The organism is Mediterraneibacter gnavus ATCC 29149 (genome assembly GCF_008121495.1).
Classification (GTDB): Bacteria; Bacillota; Clostridia; order Lachnospirales; family Lachnospiraceae; genus Mediterraneibacter; species Mediterraneibacter gnavus.
In genome coordinates, this window is sequence record NZ_CP043051.1 from 2,108,396 (window position 1) to 2,127,184 (window position 18,789).

Genomic DNA, 18,789 nt, shown 5'->3' on the forward strand with positions numbered 1-18,789 from the left:
AGGGCGCCGGATGGAGGAAATGTTTCAATGGCACATTATCTGGTAATTGTGGAGTCACCGGCGAAAGTGAAGACGATCAAAAAATTTCTTGGAAAGAACTATACAGTAGCGGCATCAAACGGGCATGTCAGAGATTTGCCGAAAAGTCAGCTCGGAATCGATGTGGAGCATGACTTTGAGCCCAAATATATTACCATTCGGGGAAAAGGGGAGATTCTCGCAAACCTGAGAAAGGAAGCGAAGAAAGCCGACAAAGTATATCTGGCGACCGACCCCGACCGTGAAGGAGAGGCAATTTCATGGCATCTTGCAGCAGCGCTGAAATTGGATGAGAAAAAAATGCGCCGTATTACATTCAACGAGATCACAAAGAATGCAGTCAAGGCGTCATTAAAAACACCAAGAGATATTGATATGGATCTGGTGGACGCACAGCAGGCAAGACGTGTTCTGGACAGAATGGTAGGATATCGGATCAGTCCGCTTTTGTGGGCAAAAGTAAAACGGGGATTGAGCGCCGGACGCGTGCAGTCTGTAGCACTTCGTATCATTGCGGACCGGGAGGAAGAGATCAATGCATTTATTCCGGAAGAATACTGGAGTCTGGATGCAATCTTAAAGGTGAAAGGAGAGAAAAGACCGCTCACTGCCAAGTTCTATGGAACCGAGAAAAAGAAGATGACGATCCATTCCAAAGAGGAGCTGGATGAGATTTTACAGGCTTTGGAAAAAGAAACATACGAAGTAAAAGATATCAAAAAGGGAGAGCGTATCCGAAGAGCGCCGCTTCCGTTTACAACCAGCACTTTGCAGCAGGAGGCAGCAAAGGTGCTCAACTTCGGTACACAGAAGACGATGCGTATTGCACAGCAGCTGTATGAAGGAATTGACGTAAAGGGCAGCGGTACGATCGGTGTGATCACGTATCTGCGTACTGATTCTACCCGTATTTCAGAGGAAGCAGATGCAGCGGCGAGAGCGTACATCACAGAGAATTACGGCGCAGAGTATTCAGCAGCAGGAGAAGCAAATAAAAAGACTGAGAAGAAGATACAGGACGCGCATGAGGCAATCCGACCGACGGACATTTCCATGACACCGGCTTCGTTGAAAGAGTCTCTCTCCAGAGATCAGTTCCGTCTGTATCAGCTGATCTGGAAACGGTTTGCCGCAAGCCGGATGCAGCCTGCAAAATATGAGACGACTTCTGTGAAGATCGGAGCGGGAGAATACATGTTTACCGTAGCGACATCTAAAGTGGCATTTGAGGGATTCCGTACGGTATATACAGAGGCGGATGAAGAAAAAGAAGTGAGCAATGTTCTGGTCAACGGATTGAGCATGGATTCGGAACTGACGAAAGAAGAGTTTGATACCAAACAGCATTTCACACAGCCTCCGGCACACTATACAGAGGCAACACTTGTAAAGGCACTGGAGGAGCTTGGAATCGGACGTCCGAGTACCTATGCACCAACAATCTCCACAATTCTCGGAAGACGTTATATTACCAAAGAAGCCAAGAATCTGTATATCACAGAGATCGGAGAAGTAGTCAACAATATTATGAAGCAGTCGTTTCCTAGTATTGTGGATGTCAACTTTACGGCCAACATGGAAGGGCTTCTGGATATGGTGGAAGAAGGAAAAGTGCAGTGGAAAGTTGTCGTAAGTAACTTCTATCCGGATCTGGATGAAGCAGTGAAAACTGCGGAGAAAGAATTAGAGAGCGTGAAGATCGAGGATGAAGTAACGGATGTAATCTGTGAAGAGTGTGGAAGAAACATGGTGATCAAATACGGTCCTCACGGAAAATTCCTGGCCTGTCCGGGATTTCCGGATTGCCGCAACACAAAACCGTACCTGGAGAAGATCGGTGTTGCCTGCCCGGTCTGTGGAAAAGAAGTTGTGATCCGCAAGACGAAGAAGGGAAGAAAGTATTACGGATGTGAAAATAATCCGGAATGTGATTTTATGTCATGGCAGAAACCGTCCAAAGAAAAATGTCCGGAATGTGGCGGATACATGGTGGAAAAAGGGAATAAACTGGTCTGCGCAAACGAGCAGTGTGGATATGTCCGAAATTTGAAGGGAAATTAGAAGGATTTCGAATAAAAACAAGAGGAAATTGGATAAGTTTTAGAATGAAAATCGACAAGAGGTAATAAAGCCTCTGCCGATTTTCTTTTTTATAGGAAACAGCAGAAAAGAAGAGCGTGCAGAGCGTAAAAACTCTGACACGCTTATTTTTTTACCATAAAAGCAAATGAGGACGGAAAGGAGCATAGAACATGGCGAAACGAAAGTACAAGCGTCTGCATTACGAGGACAGGCAGACCATAGAGGCTATGAGTAAGCAGGGCAGCAGTGTAAGTGATATTGCAGAGGTGCTGGGAACACACAGAGACACGATTTATAGAGAGTTCAAACGCTGCGGGCTTACATTGAAAACCTACACGGCAGCAGCGGGGCAGCAGGCACTATAAAAAAGGGAAAATAATGAAATTAGAGGACGCATTAAAACAAAATCCATACGATAAAACCAGAGGCAGTAAAGGGGCGTACATAAGATATTTACGCTATACCGTGGACGGGTGGTATAGCAAGAAAAGCGAGGAAATAAGAAAGCAGATAGACCGAGATAAGATAACGAAAGAGAGGTAAAAGAGATATGACAAGAGAGGCACTTAAGAAATTAAATGAAAAGCAAATGAATTACTGTAAAACACTTTCAGCGCTGATTGATAGGGCAAAGATAAAAGGACTTAAAGAAGAGAACGAACGGAACAGAGGAAAACTTAGAGGGTTTTTAGAGTGCATGGAGCAAATGGAATTATTAAGCGGTTACGAAGTGAAAGCATTATATTTATGGTTCATATCTGGAAATAGAGGAGAATAATAGGCGGCAGCAGCCGCCACGAGTGCCGTTAGTTCAGTTGGTTAGAGCAGCCGCCTCATAAGCGGCAAGTCGTGGGTTCAAGTCCCACACGGCACATTGCGTAGCAGGCATGGCGAGCCTGCGGCAGAGGGCAGCAGGCTAATAGCTGCAATCTGTATACCGTGGAAAAATAGCGGCGGTCATACCAGCCAGAAAGTATGTGGACAGTCAACAGGTTTTCAGTTGCTTTTTAATGCGAAAAGCAGCCCGCACGGTAAAACCAAACGCCAGAACAGGAGAGCGGCACACATGGAAAGACAGAGAGCGCCGCCGAAAGGAAGAGAGGCAGAGAATGGCAGCAGAGGCATTGATAGTAGAGGACGCATACCAGAGAGGCTATGCAGATGCCATAGCAGATATGCGAAAGAAAAAAGAGCAGAGGCGGCAGCGGGAGCAGGCAAAGAAAGCCCGCCGCTGGTATTTCATTAAGCAGAAAGCCTACGGGCTTGCAATGCTGGCAGTTACCGTGCTGGCGGTATGGGCGACAGAGGGCGACATAACAATAGCGGTTATTACCGTACCGCTGGGGCTTATGTGCCTTTTCAGTAAAAAAATGATGATAGTAGACGACTACTATTTTGCTACAGAAGAGAGGGCAATACATGGACGAAAAAACAATACAGCGTATTAAAAAGCTGCAAGCACTGGCAGAGCGGGGCGTAGGCGGCGAGAAAACGACAGCGCAAAAGAAACTTGCAAAGCTGCTTAAGGATAACGGTATAAATTCCTTAGACGAACTGCAAAAGGAAGAGTATGAATATACGATATTTTCCTACAACGGAAAGCACGAAATAAAACTGCTGCGACAGTGTATGTATAAGGTCATGGGTGCTAAATCTGACAGAACAGCATACAAGCCATACGGACGGCGGCAGAAAATCGGCATATATTGCACGAAAGCGCAGAAAATCGAAATAGAGTTAGAGTTTGAATTTTACAGAAATGTATTTTATGAGGAATTAAGCACATTTATGGACGCTTTCATACAAGCACAGCAGATTTTCCCAGAAGATGCACCAACAGGAGACTACGACGAATTTAACGAAAGAGATATGAAAATAGCGTTTATGGCTACTGGGATAGAACGGCGTAGCAGGACTGCAATGATAGAGGAAAGCGAGGCGGGAAATGAGAAAACGAAAACGACAAACAGTTAAGAAACTGATACAGTGCGTAGCCATTATAGCGGCAGGCGTGCTGGCAATCATTTTGTTTATGCTGGCTATCTGGTACAGAGGAAAGAACAGCGAGCCAGTAACAGACGAACAGGTAGCAGCGCAGATGCAGCAGGCAGAGCCGCTGGTTATTGAAACACCAGAGACAGCCGCAGAGGGCAGCATAAGAGTATACGACTATGACGGCTGCTGTATTTATGCCTACTACGGCAAAATTCGGATAAACAACGACGGTAAGAACGGCAAGGACATTGACGTAGAGGCAATAGGCTACTTAGAGGGCTACCAAGAGCATAAGGACGAAAGCGAGGCAGGCAATGAGTGAGGTATACATACGCAGCCAGAATAAAGAAAAGCTGTATAGACTGGGCGGTAATTACGCCTGCGTAGAGTACGGAGAGTACGAGGACGTAAAGAAAAAGAGAGGCGGCGCAGAGGCAGACAAAAAGCGCCACGTAATTTGCATAAGTGACGGGTGTTTAGAGGAAATCGGAGAGTATGCCACAAAAGAGCGCTGCTTAGAGGTTCTGGACGAGATACAGAAAGCGTGCGTAAGCTATCTGTTTACGGCTGGCGGCGCAGCCATAGTAAGGGGCGGCATGGACGTACAGCCGTTTGCAGTAGTAATACCGAGGCTGTACGAAATGCCGGAGAAATAGGAGAGGCAGACAGTGACAGTAAAGGAATTTATAGGCACGCTGGAAAGTTCAGACCGCCTGCGCATTATCGAGGGCAAAGCAGAGGTTTACGTAGGGTATCTGGCAGCGTTCAGACCGTTTGCAGACCATGAGATAAGCGAGGAATACCGAAAATACAGCGAGCATGAGGTAAAGAAGTTTAGGGCAGTGCCGGAGATAACGCACAGACGCTGGAAAGAGCTGGGGCTTATGAAACCATTAGAGCCAGACCAGACAGCGCAGTATAAGTTTAGTGATTTGCAGATGTCACTTTACTACACCATATACATACAGGAAAGGAAAGGGCAGGAAGTATGACAAAGAAAAAGCCGGATTTTTTACGGGATTTAGATACTGCAATCATGGACGAGCTTACAGGTGGCGGTATCAAGGAAAATGCAGCGGGACTGGTAGGAACGCTTACACAGATTAAGGAAATTAAGCAGCTATGCGGGCTGCCGTTTTGTGGTTATATGGCAAAGCTGGAAACGGTAAGACCAAGCGGCGTGCCGGACGAGGTAACGGTAGTATTTGCAGAGGACGTACCATACAGGGATTGCAACGGCATAGAGTTTGACGTTATGCAGGAATTTGTAGAGGGCAGCAGGCTTTTACTGACGGGCAAGGCGCAGACGCTTAAGGACTTCCAGAGCGGTAGACTGCTGGTATATATTCTGGCAGATTTTGTGGCGGTATCAGAAAAGGCAGTAGAGCAGGACGAGGTAGCAGTAAGAGGCATTATAGCAAATACGCCAACACACAGAGAAACGCCGAGAGGCAAGCGCATTACTGATATTACGGTAAGGGTAAGAAATGAGCTTACAGGCGGCAGCTGCTATTTACCGTGCATCTGCTGGCAGGAACAGGCAGACGAGGCGGCGCAGTGGCAGCAGGGCGATACTGTAGAGCTGCTGGGGCGGTATCAGAGCCGCCAGTATGAAAAGGTGCTTGACGCAGCCACAGGAGAAAGAGAACAGCGTACAGCTTATGAGGTATCGGTACGGCTGATTAGAAGAAAGGAAGAGGCAGAAAATGAGCGTTGAACGCATTGGTAAGGGCTATGTAAAAATCTGCGTGAGTGAGGAAGAGTTAGAGAACAGCATAGCTGGGCTTAGCCAGTTAAAACCTATTTTGCAAACGCAAGTAATGAAAGGGAATGGAAGAAACACAAAGCAGGGGCTTATTGACGCAGCAGAGCTGGGAAAACATTTTGATACGGCGATAGATGCAATGACTATGCTTTTGGCTGGGTTTAAGGAAGAAAGCGAGGTACAGAATGAAGAGTAAAACAATTTTAGGAGCAGACGGCGCAACAAAAATGCGACAGATTACAGTAGGGATACACGGAAAGGGCGGCGAGGCAGGCATAAAGGCAATACAGCAGCTTGCAGGCATGGTGGACAGCTTAAAGCAGTGCCAGACACCGCAGGAAGTATACGACAGATATTTACAGATTACGGGGTATTGTAAATGTTGCGTTGATTGTAATTTTATAGACCAAAAGGGAGCAGACGAGCTGATGTGCTTAGCAGCATATCTGGCAGGAAATGAACAGGCACGGGCAGAGGCACAACAGAAAGCGGGTAAAAAGGCATGAGAAAGGTTTATATATGCAGCCCATACAGGGCGAAAGACGGCGCAGAGCTGGACAGAAACATAGATTATGCGCAGCAGCTGACACGGCAGGCGTTAGAGGCGGGCTTAGCACCCATTACGCCGCATTTATATATGACGCAGTGCATGGACGATAAAAAGCCGGAAGAGCGGGCAAGAGGTATGGCTGCGGGGCTTACGCTGCTGAAAGGCTGCGATTTTGTTATTGCTGGCGTGAAATACGGCATAACAGAGGAAATGGACAGAGAAATACATACAGCAAATATGCTGGGAATTGCGGTTATAGATGCAAACCAGATTAAACGGCATCTGGAATATGAGGAAAAGCGACAGGAGCGGGTAGCGAGCGACTACGCAAAGCTGCATAAGTGCAAGCATTGTTACGAGCGTAGATTATGTAGCCTTATGGGGCATGAGAACTGCTGTACCGCCAGCGCTTGCACAGCTGCATATAAACGGGCTTATGAGTATGCCTTAAGCCGCATAAGAGAGTGGCAGGAAACATGAAAAATAAAAGCGCCTACGGTGGGGAAACACCATAGGCGCTAAGCTATACAGCTTTGAAATACTATAAAAATTATAAGCTATGTATGGCGCAAAGTCAAGAAATTTAACGGGCAGGCAGCCCGTTTTAACACTTGATAAAAGTATTAACGAACCGACAGAGAGGTAGATATATGCCGTACGTAGAGAGGGTAACAAAAGCGGGAAATACGATAGAGATAGAGAGGTACTTTACCAGCAGATACAAAAAGAAAGGTATCAGCAGAGGGGATAAGGTAAAGCCAACAAAAGAAGAGCAGGAGAAAGTAAACACCAGACAGGCAGAGAGAAAGTTAAGGATACTCATAAATGCAAACTATGGCTATGGGGACTACCATTTAGTGCTTGACTATATCCGCAGGAAAGGAGAGTCGGACAGAACGCCGGAGCAGATGCGGCAGGACATAGACGTATTTTTGAGGGAGTGCAGAAAGGAGTACAGAAAAGCAGGGTTAGAGTTCAAATACATACACGTTATGGAGATAGGCAAGAAAGGTGCGAGGCATCACCACCTTGTAGTAAATAAAATTGACACAGAGATTTTACAGCGCTGCTGGTATAAGGCATACGAGGGGCATAACAGAGTAAAGGTATTCCCTCTGGACGACAGCGGCAACTATGCAGAACTGGCAAGCTATTTAATCAAGTACACAGGAACGCACAAAAAGGGTACTGACGGAGCATTACAGGGTAAGCGCTGGAATTGCAGCAAGAATTTAGTAAGACCAGAGCCAGAGTATCACATAATTTCAGACCGTGAGTATTTCAAGAAAGAGCCAAAGGCAATAAAGGGCTATTACGTGGACAAGAACAGCGTAAGCATGGGGGTACACAGCCCAGAGTATTACGGCTATGGGTATTTAAGATACACCTTAGTAAAAATAACAGATAGGGGGGCTGAAATGCAGATAATCAAGGGCATTGCCATTGCAGCAGTGTTGATAATAGCCGGACTGCTGGCGCTGATTGTGGCAGCATATCTGGCGTTTAGAATTGCGGCGGCTATTTTTGAACAGCAAGAGAGCTGGAAAGACAGCGGCAGCAGAAAGGGCAGAAAACATGATAGAAAAAATTAAATACTGGTTATTCCAGAAAGGCAAGGACTGTAAGCGCTGCTGCCTGCGGTGCAGATACTACGATATATGCCGCTGGGACGTACTGGGAAATGCAGGACTACAAAGCGAGGAAACAATAACGCTTTTGGTGATAGAGAACAGCAAGCCGCATAAGGACGGGCTACCTTTTAGAATTTGCCAGTATGTAGAATTTAAGCAGAGAGCGAGGCGAGAAAATGAGAAACTTTAGACTGGACGACGAAAGCGGGCATCAAGAGGCATTATTTAGCTGGGCTGCATACAGAACAGAGATTATGCCGGAACTGCAATATATGTATCATGTGCCAAACGGCGGCAAACGTGATAAAGCAACAGCAGCGGTGCTTAAGAGGCAGGGCGTAAAGGCTGGCGTGCCAGACATTATGCTACCAGCCGCAAGGGCTGGGTATCATGGGCTTTACATAGAGCTTAAGGCAGGCGAGAACACGACGACCAAGAAACAGAAAGAGTGGTTAGAGTATCTGCGGCAGCAGGGCTATTATACCGCCGTCTGCTACGGCTGGCAGCCAGCAGCGCAGCTGATAGAGCAGTATTTATTACATTCAGACGAGCTTACAAAAGAACAGGAAACAGTAACCATGCGTTAGGGGCGACGCAGGAAAGAGAGGCAAAGAATGAAAACAATAAGCATTTTGAATTTAAAGGGCGGCGTAGCCAAGACCTTTACAGCGGCAAACATGGCGTATGAGCTTTACAGGCGAGGTTATAAGGTGCTGCTGATTGACAACGATAAGCAGGGAAACTTAAGCAAGGCGTACAGCAGATATGATGCAGAGAACGTAGCACCAGTTACAAGGCTACTGGCTGGGGACTGGGAAAACGCAGACGAGCTGATACAGCATACAGAGTATGAGGGTATCGACATTGTAACGGCGAATATGTCATTATTTGGGGCTACATGGAATTTAACCAAAGAGGACAGCGAAAACCAGATAGAGAGATATAAAGCACTGGTATATGCAAAGATGCAGTATTACGGAGATTGCACCATATACGGCAAGTATGATTACTGCATCATTGATAACCCGCCGGATATTGGGCTTAATGTTGTAAATGCGCTGGCAATCACGGACGAGGTAATAGTACCCGTAAAGGTGGACGAGGACGCTTTAGAGGGGCTGGACATTGTGACAGAGCAGATAGAGGACGCAAAGGCATTTAACCCAGCATTAAAGCTGGCAGGCGTGCTGATTACGTCATACCAGAACACAGACGGCGAGGCAGCAGGCGTAGAGTGGCTGGAACAAAAGACAGATTTTAATATTTTGGGTATTATTCGGTATTCCAAGAAAGTAGCAGAAAATACTTTCATGCGTAAGCCGATTTATGAGTATAGCCCATGCTGCGGAGCGGCGCAGGGATACAAGAAATTTGTAACAGCGTATACAGGGAAAGAGAGGTAGCGGGCATGGATAAAGAAAAACGGTTTTGCCCGTTCAAAAGCAGTATGCAGGTAGATTACAGGAACGGTGCAAGGAATGTGCGTAATTTGTTTGTAAGATGCAGCGGCAGTAAGTGCATGGCATATAAAAACGGCGGCTGCTTAAGACTGGGAACGGGAACAGAGAAGAAAGCGAGGTAGAGAATATGGCAAAGTTTGGCATTAACGACATTCTGAACGCAAAGACGAAAGCGGCAGGGCAACAGGCACAGACAGAGGGATACAAAGAGATTTATTTAAGCCCTTATGAGGTAAAGGCAGCGCAGGAGAATACACACCAGAAATTAGAGAACATAGAAGAGCTGGCAGACAGCTTTTTACACGTAGGACAGGAACAGCCTACAGTATTGGCGAGAGTAAATGGGGAATACCGTATAATCGACGGACACAGACGTAATGCGGCAAATATTTTGAACTTAGAGCGGGGGCATAAGGAGTATGAGAAAGTGCTTTACCGCTTTATGGATATGAGCGAGGCAATGTATGAGCTGCGCTTATTGGCGGGCAACGGATATACGCAGGAACTTACAGCCTATGAAAAAACCAGATTAGTAGAGCGCACAAAAGCTGCACTTATCAGAGCCAAGGAAGAGGACGGCTTAGAGATACAAGGCAAAATGCGTGATTTAGTGGCGGCTATGATAAACGAAAGCAGCACAAACGTAGCCAGAATGGACGCAATCAACAACAATGCTACGCCAGAGATTAAAGAGCAGCTGAAAGAGGGAAAATTAGGAATTACAGCAGCGTATGAGGCAGCAAAACTGGGAGAGGACGAGCAGAGAGAAATAGCAGAGAAAGCGGCAGCAGGCGAGAACGTAAGGGCAAAAGAGATAGCGGAAAAAGTAGCCGAGAAAAAGGCGGGCGACGATTACGAGACACCGCACCCAGAAAGCATAACGTCTTTGTGCTATTCCTGCCAGAAATACAAGGACTGCAACGTAAAAACGGGAACGTGCCAGAAATGCGACCAGTACATAAACAAGGCAGAGGCTGAAAAGACGGACGAACAGCGGTACAGCGAAGAGCAGGACGCTATAGACCGCCAGACAAAGAAGAAATTGCAGGAGCGGGCAGACGCAGAAAAAATGGAGCATCTGCCAAGCGAGGGAAACACAGAGCATAAGCAGCATGAGATAAAAATAGCGGCATCTTATTACGAGGACGTAGTAAGCGGAAAAAAAGGCTTTGAACTGCGGAAGAATGACAGAGGCTATAAACAGGGCGACAGCCTTAAAATGCTGGAATTTAAGGACGGTAAGCATACAGGGCGCACGATTGATGCAGATATTATTTATATGCTGGAAGATTATACAGGGCTTACAGATGGCTACTGTATTCTGGGTATCAGAGTAACAGACTATACGGGTAAGGTGTCCGAAACGGACACAGAAAGCGGGGTAGAGCATGAATAGACGGCAGCGGAAAAAGAAGAAAGCACAGGTATTTACAATTATTCTGGGTTGTACGGCATTTTGCAAGGCAGAGCAATACGAGAAGATGAGGAAAAGCGCAGAATATCAGTTACGAACAGGCAGCGTGGTTATGCTGCCTGCATACTTGCACGTAGAGGCAATTATAAAGCAGCGAGGCGGCAGAAATATTGAGATTAAGCAGGAAAACGGGGTAGTAAATGTTTGAGTATATGGACGGCATAGTAAATGCAGTGGAAGAATTTGGACAGGCAGCAGTAGACATAGCGGTATATATGCTGATATGTGTAGCTATACTGGCGTTGATAATAACAGCGCCAGTATGGCTACTGCCGTATAAAATGTGGAGAAAGGGGCGCAAGGAATGAAATACAGACAGTGGAAAAAGAACTACAAGAAAAAGCACGGAGTAAACCCGCCGTTAGAGCTGGACAAGCGAAAACAGCGCAGGCTTGCAAGAAAAATGGCAAGACAGATAAATAAAACATTGCCAACAGCAGCAGAAACATTGACGGCAGCTATTAACAGCTGGGTGCAGAGTATAAAGCCAGCACTGGCGACATTATGCGAGAACGTAGCAGCGGCGTTTAGCAATATGGCAGCGGGATTGAGAGAAGAAAGCGAGGCGGTAGAAAATGACTAATATTTTACTGGGAATTATAGCACTGGAATTGCTGGCTATATTTTCAAAGCTGGACAAACTGGAAGAGAGGGGCAGAGAGAATGAATAACGTATCACTTACAGGGCGGCTTACAAGAGAGCCAGAGCTTAGATATGGCGGTCAGGACAATAGCACAGCTATTACCCGCTTTACGCTTGCGGTAGACGACGGGAAAGACACAGATTTTATAAATATTAAGTGTTTCGGACGTACTGCGGAATGGGCGCAGAAATGGTTAAGCAAAGGCAGTAGGGCAGAGGTTACTGGCAAGATTAAAACAGGCAGCTACGAGAGCCAGCGCACGGGCAGTAAGGTATATTACACAGAGGTTGTGGCAAATAGCGTAGGCTTTGGAGAGAGCAAAGCAGAGGCAGAGGCGAGAGGGCAGCAGCTGCCGGAGAGTGACGGGTTTATGAATATCCCAGAGGGAGCAGACGAAGAGCTGCCGTTTAATTAACAGAAAGCGAGGTACAGAACATGGAGCAGGAAGAAACAAAGACAACAGCGGCGGCAGGGGTAGAAATGCCGCCAGAGGCTGAAAGCTGGGTACAACTGCATGAAAGCGAATTAACAGAGCTGATGCAGAAACAGGCAAAGGCTGCAATAACGGAACTGAAACGACAGGAAAAGCAGGAGAGGAAGAAAGAGAAATACCACAACACTTTTACGCTTATGAAATGTTACCGTGATGCGGTTTTTCATATCGAGAACGCCATAAGCGACGGGCAGCAGTTAGAGCTTAAGGGCATGACGGACGAGCAGCAGCGTACATACTTAGAGAGTATCAGACGCACACGCTTTAAGACATTGATAATGACAGCACATATAGACAAGGCAGTAGAAGAGATAGAGCGTCGCAGAGAGGCAGCAGGCAGAGGCGTAGAGTACAAGGCTTTTGAAATGTATTTCATGCAGGGTATGGACTATGCGGAAATTGCAGAGGAACTGGACACAGGAAAGAACACACCGAGGCGCTGGGTTACGGGCATCATAAACGAGCTGTCAGTATTATTGTGGGGGATTGACGAAGAGAGGGTAAAGTAAGTGTTTGAAAAAATAAAAGCATGGATAAAAAGAAAGCGGGAAACAGCGAGAGAACAGCAGGCGGCAGACAGGTTGATAAAGCATATAGAGCAGGCGTTAGGATTTGAGCTTTACGAGTGGCAGAGGTTATATATAATAACTGGGATATGGCAGCCGCCAGAGGGACGGCTACACGGAAGAACGACAGCATATATATTGCGGCTATTATTAGACCAGAGTAAGCCACTGCTGCTATATGAGTTTTCACAGGTGGCAGCGTATGCAGATAACCCATTTATGGGGCGGCAATATCAGCCAGTACCCATGCAGTATGTAGGCTGGTTTAGACACGAGATAAGGAGTATATACGAGCAGCTAAGAGCAGCAGGCGTGCCAGTAAGAGAAATGATAACAGAGCAGCAGCGGGTAATATCGTGGTAAAAACGTGGTGTTTACATGGGAAAACAAAAAAGATACAATGGTAGCATGAAATGAGTAGGCGATAGCTTAAGCCATGTGCGGCAGCAGTTGCCTACTCTTTTTCTATTCATTCTTTAGCCTCCACCCAGCGCATGAAACTTAGGGCGCTGGGGAATGAAGAAAGAGAGGGGACAGTATGAAAGCATGGGCTAAGAGTTTTTATTTATCAGCGGCATGGGAAAAAACCAGAGCCGCTTATTTAATGTCACAAGATTATATTTGTGAACGCTGCGGGCAACCAGCAAAGATAGTGCATCATAAGCGCTGGCTTAACAGAGAGAACATAAACGACATAAGCGTTACGTTGTGCTGGGATAACTTAGAGGCGTTGTGCCAAGACTGCCACAACAAGGAACACCACAAACAGGAGAGACATAAGCGGTATCGGTTCGACGAGAACGGCGGCATACTCCCCCCATATCAGAAAAATAATTAAAGGGGGCGAATACCGAGGGGGATACCCTAAAATTACCCTACGGGCGTGCGCACGGGTGGTGTAGGGGGTGTGGTGCGGCGCAGGAATGGAAAGCGGGGTAAAGGAATGGCAACAAAGAAAGAGAAAACCAAAGAACAGAGGATAAAGACCGAAAAGACCAGACTTAAGGGAATTTTCAAGGACTTAGACGAAAACAAAAGAAAATTAGTAACGCCGCTGATAGAAAAGGCTGCATTTATGAGCGTTGAGCTGGACGACTTGCAGGCGAAACTTGAAAAAGACGGCTGGACGAGTGAGTACCAGAACGGGCAGAACCAGTGGGGAACAAAGAAAAGCCCAGAGGCAGAAACCTACATAGCGCTTAGTAAGAACTATGCAGCAGTGATTAAGCAGCTTACAGAATTAGTACCAGCTGCGAAACGAAAGACAAGCAGGCTGGCGGCTTTGCGGGAAGAGTAAGCAATATTGCCGCCTTATCGAAATTATATCTATGAGTACCACGCAAAGATTACAAGCGGCGAAATCATAGCGGGAAAATGGATAAAGAAAATATACGAAATCATTATAAACGGGCTGCAAAAGCAGGAGTATTTTTTTAATGCAAAGGCTGCGAATAAGGCTATACGGTTCATAGAGAACTTTTGCCACCACAGCAAGGGACGTAATGATTTAATCAAGTTGGAGCTATGGCAGAAAGCCATAGTTTCTGTTATTTTTGGCATACAAGACGCAGAAAAAATACGTATTTTCCGTGAAATTTTTATTGTAATTGGCAGAAAAAACGGAAAAAGTTTATTTGCATCTGCGATTATTGCATATATGGCGTACTTAGAGCCGGAGTATGGACAAGAAATATACTGCTTAGCACCGAAATTAGACCAAGCGGCGCTGGTGTACGACGGATTTTATCAAATGGTACAGGCAGAGGACGAGTTAGCGGAGCTGGCAAAGAAACGGCGCAGCGATATTTATATTGCGGAGAGCAACACGGTAATAAAACCGATTGCTTTTAATGCCAAGAAGTCAGACGGATTTAACCCACAGCTTGTGGTATGTGATGAAATGGCAGCATGGAGCGGGGACGCTGGACTAAAACAGTATGAGGTTATGAAATCCGCTTTAGGCGCACGTACTCAACCTATGATATTGAGCATAAGCACTGCCGGATATATCAACGACAGTATTTATGATGAACTAATGAAACGTAGCACAAGTTTCTTGAAAGGAAACAGCAAAGAGCGCAGGCTATTACCATTCCTTTACATGATTGATGATGTGGAGAAGTGGAACGACATAGACGAACTGAAAAAGGCTAACCCTAACATGGGTGTATCCGTAAAAGAAAGTTTCTTTATGGACGAGATAGCCGTAGCAGAGGGCAGCTTAAGTAAAAAAGCAGAGTTCCTTACAAAGTATTGCAATATCAAGCAGAACAGCTCTATTGCATGGCTGGAATATCAGACAGTAGAGAACGCCGGAGTAGAAAAGACCTTAGAAGACTTTAGGGACTGCTACGCAGTGGGCGGTATCGACTTAAGCCAGACAACAGACCTAACAGCAGCAAGCGTGGTTATTCAGAAAGACGGCACGCTATATGCGTTTACACAGTTCTTTATGCCACGGGGCAGGCTGGAATACCTACAGGCTACAGACGGCGTGCCGTATGACATATTTGTAAGAAAGGGACTGATAACCTTAAGCGGCGAGAATTACGTAGACTACCACGACGTTTACAGCTGGTTTACTATGCTGCTGGAAAATTACGGTATACGACCTCTGAAAATCGGCTACGACAGATACAGCGCCCAGTACCTTATTACCGATATGGCAAATTATGGTTTTCACATGGACGACGTTTACCAAGGCGAAAACCTTACACCAGTTATACGGGAGTTTGAGGGCATCATAAAAGACGGCGATTTTAAGATTGCCGACAACAATTTACTAAAGACACATTTCTTAAATGTTGCGCTTAAGCACAACATGGAAACAAGAAAATTCAGATCTATAAAAATCGAGCAGCGGGCGCATATCGACGGCTTTGTATCTGTCATAGATGCAATGACCGTGCGGCAGAAATACTGGGAAGAGTGCGGCGAGCTGCTTAAAAATGCCGCATAGAAAGGAGTGTAAACGGCATGAAATTTTTAGACTATCTTTTTCATGGCAAAGAATTAAAAGCCATAGGTAATTATTTCAAAATGCTGAACGGATACAGCCCGACGTTTACCAGCTTTAGCGGCGGCGTGTATGAAATGGATTTAACCAGAACGGCTATAAATAATTTTGCCACACATTGCAGCAAGCTAAAGCCGGAGATAGAGGGCAGCGCCCTTAAGTCGCTGGAAAAGACATTGCAGCATAAACCCAACTACTTCATGGATACAACAAAATTTATAAAGCGTCTGGCAACGTATGTAGCGGTGGAACACACCGCTTTTATTATACCTATCGAGGATGAATACGGGCGCTTGTGTGGCTGGTATCCGTTGCGGGCTGAACGCTGCGAGGTGGTAGAGAGTGAGGGGCAGTTATATTTACGGTATCTGTTTGCAAATGGCAGCTATGGAGCTATTGAGTTTGAGCGTGTAGGCATTATGACAGACTTTGAATATAAAGACGACCTTTTCGGAGAGGACAACAGCACGCTTGCACCAACTATGCAGCTGATACATACGCAGAATGAGGGAATTATAAACGCTGTAAAAAATTCTGCAAATATCCGTTTTCTGGCAAAGGTGGCAAATATGCTGAAACCAGAGGATATAAAGAAAGAGCGGAAACGCTTTACAGAGGATAACTTAAGCGCCGACAACGATAGCGGCATGATTATTTATGATAACAAGTTTAGTGAGCTGAAACAGGTAGAAAGCAAACCATATACACCAAACGCATTGCAGATGCAGCACATACAGGAAAATGTATGTACGCATTTTGGTACAAATATGGATATTCTGCAAAATAAATTTGATGAAAATACGTGGAACGCTTACTACGAGGGGAAAATAGAACCGTTTGCAATACAGCTATCGCTTGTTATGACAAATATGAGCTTTACAGAGAGAGAAAGAGCCTGCGGCAATGCTATTTTCTTTTCTGCAAACCGCCTACAATACGCCAGCAACGCCACAAAGTTAAGCGTAAGTACACAGCTTTTCGACCGTGCGCTACTGAACAGAAACGGCGTAATGGATATATGGAACATGGCACACGTTGAGGACGGGGAAAAGTATTATATCCGAAAGGAATATACAGAGGTAAGCGAGCTGCACAAAGGAAGTGAGCAGCCAGTTATCATACAGCAAGTACCGCAGCAGACAGAACCAGCAGCAGGAGAAGAGCCGCAGAACGGACAGGAAGAGAAAGAGGGTGTAAATAATGCCAGTTAAGAAAGAGCGGGAATATAGAACGCTGGTAGCGCCTCTGGCTGCGCAGAGTTCCGGCGAAAAGCGTTTACAGTCGGAGTGCTACGTAGAGGGCTACGCTACTACATTTAATGCGCCATACCTTTTATATGAGTTTGAGGACGGCACAAAGATTTACGAAAGAATAGACGCACACGCATTAGACAGCGCAGACATGAGCGACGTTATCATGCAGTACGACCATGAAGGCAGAGTATTTGCCAGACAGTCAAATAATACGCTGATTTTAGAGCCGGACGTAAAGGGGCTTTTTGTGGCAGCAGACTTAAGCCGGACAGACTTAGCCCGTGGGCTGTATCAGGACATAAGCGCAGGAATGATTACTAAAATGTCATGGGCGTTTACAGTGGCAGAGGAAAGTTACGACAGAGAAACACATACAAGAACAATTTTGAAAATCAAAAAGGTTTATGATGTATCAGCCGTGAGCATTCCGGCAAATAACGATACTGAAATAAGCGCCCGTGCTTTTGCGAGTAGGAGTTACGAGCGAGAGCGGCAGGAGTTGCTTAAGAGGCGGGCAGCAATACTAAAGATTAAGGCGAGCTTATAAAAACCAAAAACAAAAAAGGAGAACACAGATTATGAGATTAAAGGAAATTGAGGCAAGATTAGCCGAAATCAAAGAAGAGCTTAACACCAGAGCGGCAGAGCTTACAGACGAGGAAATTACAAAACTGGAAACAGAGGTAACAGACTTGCAGGAAGAGCGCACCGCTTTACTGGCAGCGGCAGAGAAACGCAAAAAGCTGCTTGAAAGAATTGCAGCAGGAGAGCCGACAGGTGGAGCGGGAGCAGATACCACGTTGCTTAGAAATTTCAAGGGAGCAGGCGGCGCAGGAGCAGGAGAACCAGAGGACAAATACGACACTATGGCATACAGAAAAGCGTTTATGAATTATGTATGCAGAGGCGTTGCTATTCCGGCAGAGTACAGAGCAGCTGAAACCACCACCACAGCAGACAGTGGCGCTGTAATTCCGACAACTATTATGAATGAAATCATTCAGAAACTGGAAAGCTACGGCAGCATTTATGCAAAGGTGCGCAAGATTAACGTACAGGGCGGCGTTTCCATTCCGATTGCAGACTTAAAGCCTACTGCGCACTGGATTACAGAGGAAAAGAGCAGCGACGACCAGAAAGCATCTGCTAAAAATTCCGTAACATTCAATTATTACGGTTTGGAGTGCAAAATTTCCCAGAGCATTTTAGCGAATGTAGTAACGCTGAAAATGTTTACTGATTTGTTTGTACCTATGGCAACAGAGGCAATGGTAAAGGCTATTGAAATTGCTATTTTCAACGGTACAGGCGAGGGGCAGCCGCTGGGCGTTCTGAAAGACAGCAGGGTAACAGCTGTAATTACTCTGACACCGGAAGAGTACGCAAGCTGGAACGGCTGGCACAAGGTAAAAGGAAAAATGAAAAAGGCGTACAGAAACGGCAGTTTTGTTATGAACCAGTCCACTTTTGATACTGGCATTGACGGTATGGAAGATGAGAATGGGCAGCCTATCGGACGCACAAACTACGGCGTAAACGGAGAGGAAACATACCGTTTCATGGGTAAGAACGTAGAAACAGTAGAGGACGACGTTTTACCGAGCTGGGACGACGCAAACGAGGGCGACGTAATCGCAGTATTTATGAATTTCTCCGATTACGTTATCAATACCAACATGGAAATGCAGGTAGTGAAGTGGACAGACCACGACAACAACAAGATTAAGAATAAGTGCTTAATGGTTGTGGACGGCAAAGTAGCTGACGCTGCGGGCATTATCTTAGTTAAAAAGGGCGTAACAGCAGTGTAAGAAAGCGAGG

At 45.9% G+C, this 18,789-nt stretch carries 28 protein-coding genes and 1 tRNA gene; all 29 read left to right on the top strand.

Going from position 1 to position 18,789, the window contains the following annotated elements; translation table 11 throughout:
• Positions 1–27 precede the first annotated feature (27 nt).
• The 29 genes from topA (at position 28) to FXV78_RS10405 (ending at position 18,779) form a co-directional block, all read left to right on the top strand.
• Positions 28–2,100: a type I DNA topoisomerase gene (gene topA / locus FXV78_RS10255; RefSeq protein ID WP_004843019.1), complete on the top strand. Its 2,073-nt coding sequence runs from the start codon at positions 28–30 to the stop codon at positions 2,098–2,100.
• 191 nt (positions 2,101–2,291) lie between these two features.
• On the top strand, positions 2,292–2,486 hold the full coding sequence (locus tag FXV78_RS10260; RefSeq protein ID WP_003023424.1) for a helix-turn-helix domain-containing protein: 195 nt from the start codon (positions 2,292–2,294) through the stop codon (positions 2,484–2,486).
• 185 nt (positions 2,487–2,671) lie between these two features.
• Positions 2,672–2,899 carry a hypothetical protein gene (locus FXV78_RS10265; protein WP_003023421.1) on the top strand — a complete coding sequence of 76 codons (228 nt, stop codon included), beginning with the start codon at positions 2,672–2,674 and terminating at the stop codon, positions 2,897–2,899.
• 22 nt (positions 2,900–2,921) lie between these two features.
• Positions 2,922–2,995 (top strand) — tRNA-Ile (locus FXV78_RS10270).
• A 103-nt stretch (positions 2,996–3,098) separates the two neighbouring features.
• Positions 3,099–3,569 (top strand): hypothetical protein, encoded by a 471-nt coding sequence (locus FXV78_RS10275; RefSeq protein ID WP_233447370.1) that lies wholly within the window; start codon positions 3,099–3,101, stop codon positions 3,567–3,569.
• Positions 3,541–4,095 carry a hypothetical protein gene (locus FXV78_RS10280; protein WP_003023416.1) on the top strand — a complete coding sequence of 185 codons (555 nt, stop codon included), beginning with the start codon at positions 3,541–3,543 and terminating at the stop codon, positions 4,093–4,095. The genes FXV78_RS10275 and FXV78_RS10280 overlap by 29 nt, the downstream gene beginning before the upstream one ends.
• Positions 4,067–4,438: a hypothetical protein gene (locus tag FXV78_RS10285; protein WP_003023414.1), complete on the top strand. Its 372-nt coding sequence runs from the start codon at positions 4,067–4,069 to the stop codon at positions 4,436–4,438. The genes FXV78_RS10280 and FXV78_RS10285 overlap by 29 nt, the downstream gene beginning before the upstream one ends.
• A complete protein-coding gene (locus FXV78_RS10290; RefSeq protein WP_003023411.1) occupies positions 4,431–4,772 on the top strand; it encodes a hypothetical protein in 342 nt (113 codons plus the stop codon). The genes FXV78_RS10285 and FXV78_RS10290 overlap by 8 nt, the downstream gene beginning before the upstream one ends.
• 12 nt (positions 4,773–4,784) lie before the next feature.
• Complete coding sequence (locus FXV78_RS10295; RefSeq protein WP_003023408.1) at positions 4,785–5,108, top strand: hypothetical protein; 324 nt, start codon at positions 4,785–4,787, stop codon at positions 5,106–5,108.
• Positions 5,105–5,833, top strand: a complete 729-nt coding sequence (locus tag FXV78_RS10300; RefSeq protein WP_003023406.1) for a single-stranded DNA-binding protein — start codon at positions 5,105–5,107, stop codon at positions 5,831–5,833. Before FXV78_RS10295 ends, FXV78_RS10300 begins: the two co-directional genes overlap by 4 nt.
• Positions 5,823–6,077: a hypothetical protein gene (locus tag FXV78_RS10305; RefSeq protein ID WP_003023403.1), complete on the top strand. Its 255-nt coding sequence runs from the start codon at positions 5,823–5,825 to the stop codon at positions 6,075–6,077. Before FXV78_RS10300 ends, FXV78_RS10305 begins: the two co-directional genes overlap by 11 nt.
• Positions 6,067–6,387, top strand: a complete 321-nt coding sequence (locus FXV78_RS10310; protein WP_002591249.1) for a hypothetical protein — start codon at positions 6,067–6,069, stop codon at positions 6,385–6,387. The genes FXV78_RS10305 and FXV78_RS10310 overlap by 11 nt, the downstream gene beginning before the upstream one ends.
• Positions 6,384–6,911 carry a DUF7768 domain-containing protein gene (locus FXV78_RS10315; RefSeq protein ID WP_003023400.1) on the top strand — a complete coding sequence of 176 codons (528 nt, stop codon included), beginning with the start codon at positions 6,384–6,386 and terminating at the stop codon, positions 6,909–6,911. Before FXV78_RS10310 ends, FXV78_RS10315 begins: the two co-directional genes overlap by 4 nt.
• Before the next feature lie 170 nt (positions 6,912–7,081).
• Positions 7,082–8,023, top strand: a complete 942-nt coding sequence (locus FXV78_RS10320; protein ID WP_004843020.1) for a rolling circle replication-associated protein — start codon at positions 7,082–7,084, stop codon at positions 8,021–8,023.
• A gap of 215 nt (positions 8,024–8,238) precedes the next feature.
• Entirely contained in the window at positions 8,239–8,649 is a 411-nt protein-coding gene (locus tag FXV78_RS10335; RefSeq protein ID WP_003023388.1) for a VRR-NUC domain-containing protein, read from the top strand.
• A gap of 27 nt (positions 8,650–8,676) precedes the next feature.
• Entirely contained in the window at positions 8,677–9,465 is a 789-nt protein-coding gene (locus FXV78_RS10340) for a ParA family protein (protein ID WP_003023383.1), read from the top strand.
• A gap of 5 nt (positions 9,466–9,470) precedes the next feature.
• On the top strand, positions 9,471–9,644 hold the full coding sequence (locus FXV78_RS10345; RefSeq protein ID WP_003023380.1) for a hypothetical protein: 174 nt from the start codon (positions 9,471–9,473) through the stop codon (positions 9,642–9,644).
• Between the two features lie 5 nt (positions 9,645–9,649).
• Positions 9,650–10,918, top strand: a complete 1,269-nt coding sequence (locus FXV78_RS10350) for a ParB/RepB/Spo0J family partition protein (RefSeq protein ID WP_003023376.1) — start codon at positions 9,650–9,652, stop codon at positions 10,916–10,918.
• A complete protein-coding gene (locus FXV78_RS10355) occupies positions 10,911–11,144 on the top strand; it encodes a hypothetical protein (protein WP_003023374.1) in 234 nt (77 codons plus the stop codon). The genes FXV78_RS10350 and FXV78_RS10355 overlap by 8 nt, the downstream gene beginning before the upstream one ends.
• A gap of 156 nt (positions 11,145–11,300) precedes the next feature.
• A complete protein-coding gene (locus tag FXV78_RS10360) occupies positions 11,301–11,579 on the top strand; it encodes a hypothetical protein (RefSeq protein WP_002591259.1) in 279 nt (92 codons plus the stop codon).
• Positions 11,580–11,659: 80 nt separating this feature from the next.
• Positions 11,660–12,055 carry a single-stranded DNA-binding protein gene (locus FXV78_RS10365; protein WP_002591261.1) on the top strand — a complete coding sequence of 132 codons (396 nt, stop codon included), beginning with the start codon at positions 11,660–11,662 and terminating at the stop codon, positions 12,053–12,055.
• 20 nt (positions 12,056–12,075) lie between these two features.
• Positions 12,076–12,642, top strand: a complete 567-nt coding sequence (locus FXV78_RS10370) for a sigma-70 family RNA polymerase sigma factor (RefSeq protein WP_003023366.1) — start codon at positions 12,076–12,078, stop codon at positions 12,640–12,642.
• On the top strand, positions 12,643–13,062 hold the full coding sequence (locus FXV78_RS10375; protein WP_002591263.1) for a hypothetical protein: 420 nt from the start codon (positions 12,643–12,645) through the stop codon (positions 13,060–13,062). It begins immediately after the preceding gene.
• A 175-nt stretch (positions 13,063–13,237) separates the two neighbouring features.
• Positions 13,238–13,537: an HNH endonuclease gene (locus FXV78_RS10380; protein ID WP_002591264.1), complete on the top strand. Its 300-nt coding sequence runs from the start codon at positions 13,238–13,240 to the stop codon at positions 13,535–13,537.
• 105 nt (positions 13,538–13,642) lie between these two features.
• Positions 13,643–13,996, top strand: coding sequence for a hypothetical protein (locus tag FXV78_RS10385; protein WP_154253358.1), 354 nt, complete (start codon positions 13,643–13,645; stop codon positions 13,994–13,996).
• A gap of 6 nt (positions 13,997–14,002) precedes the next feature.
• A complete protein-coding gene (locus FXV78_RS10390; protein WP_003023360.1) occupies positions 14,003–15,658 on the top strand; it encodes a terminase large subunit in 1,656 nt (551 codons plus the stop codon).
• A gap of 17 nt (positions 15,659–15,675) precedes the next feature.
• Positions 15,676–16,926, top strand: a complete 1,251-nt coding sequence (locus tag FXV78_RS10395) for a phage portal protein (RefSeq protein ID WP_003023358.1) — start codon at positions 15,676–15,678, stop codon at positions 16,924–16,926.
• Positions 16,916–17,515: an HK97 family phage prohead protease gene (locus FXV78_RS10400; protein WP_003023355.1), complete on the top strand. Its 600-nt coding sequence runs from the start codon at positions 16,916–16,918 to the stop codon at positions 17,513–17,515. Before FXV78_RS10395 ends, FXV78_RS10400 begins: the two co-directional genes overlap by 11 nt.
• Positions 17,516–17,546: 31 nt before the next feature.
• A complete protein-coding gene (locus FXV78_RS10405; protein ID WP_003023352.1) occupies positions 17,547–18,779 on the top strand; it encodes a phage major capsid protein in 1,233 nt (410 codons plus the stop codon).
• Positions 18,780–18,789 lie beyond the last annotated feature (10 nt).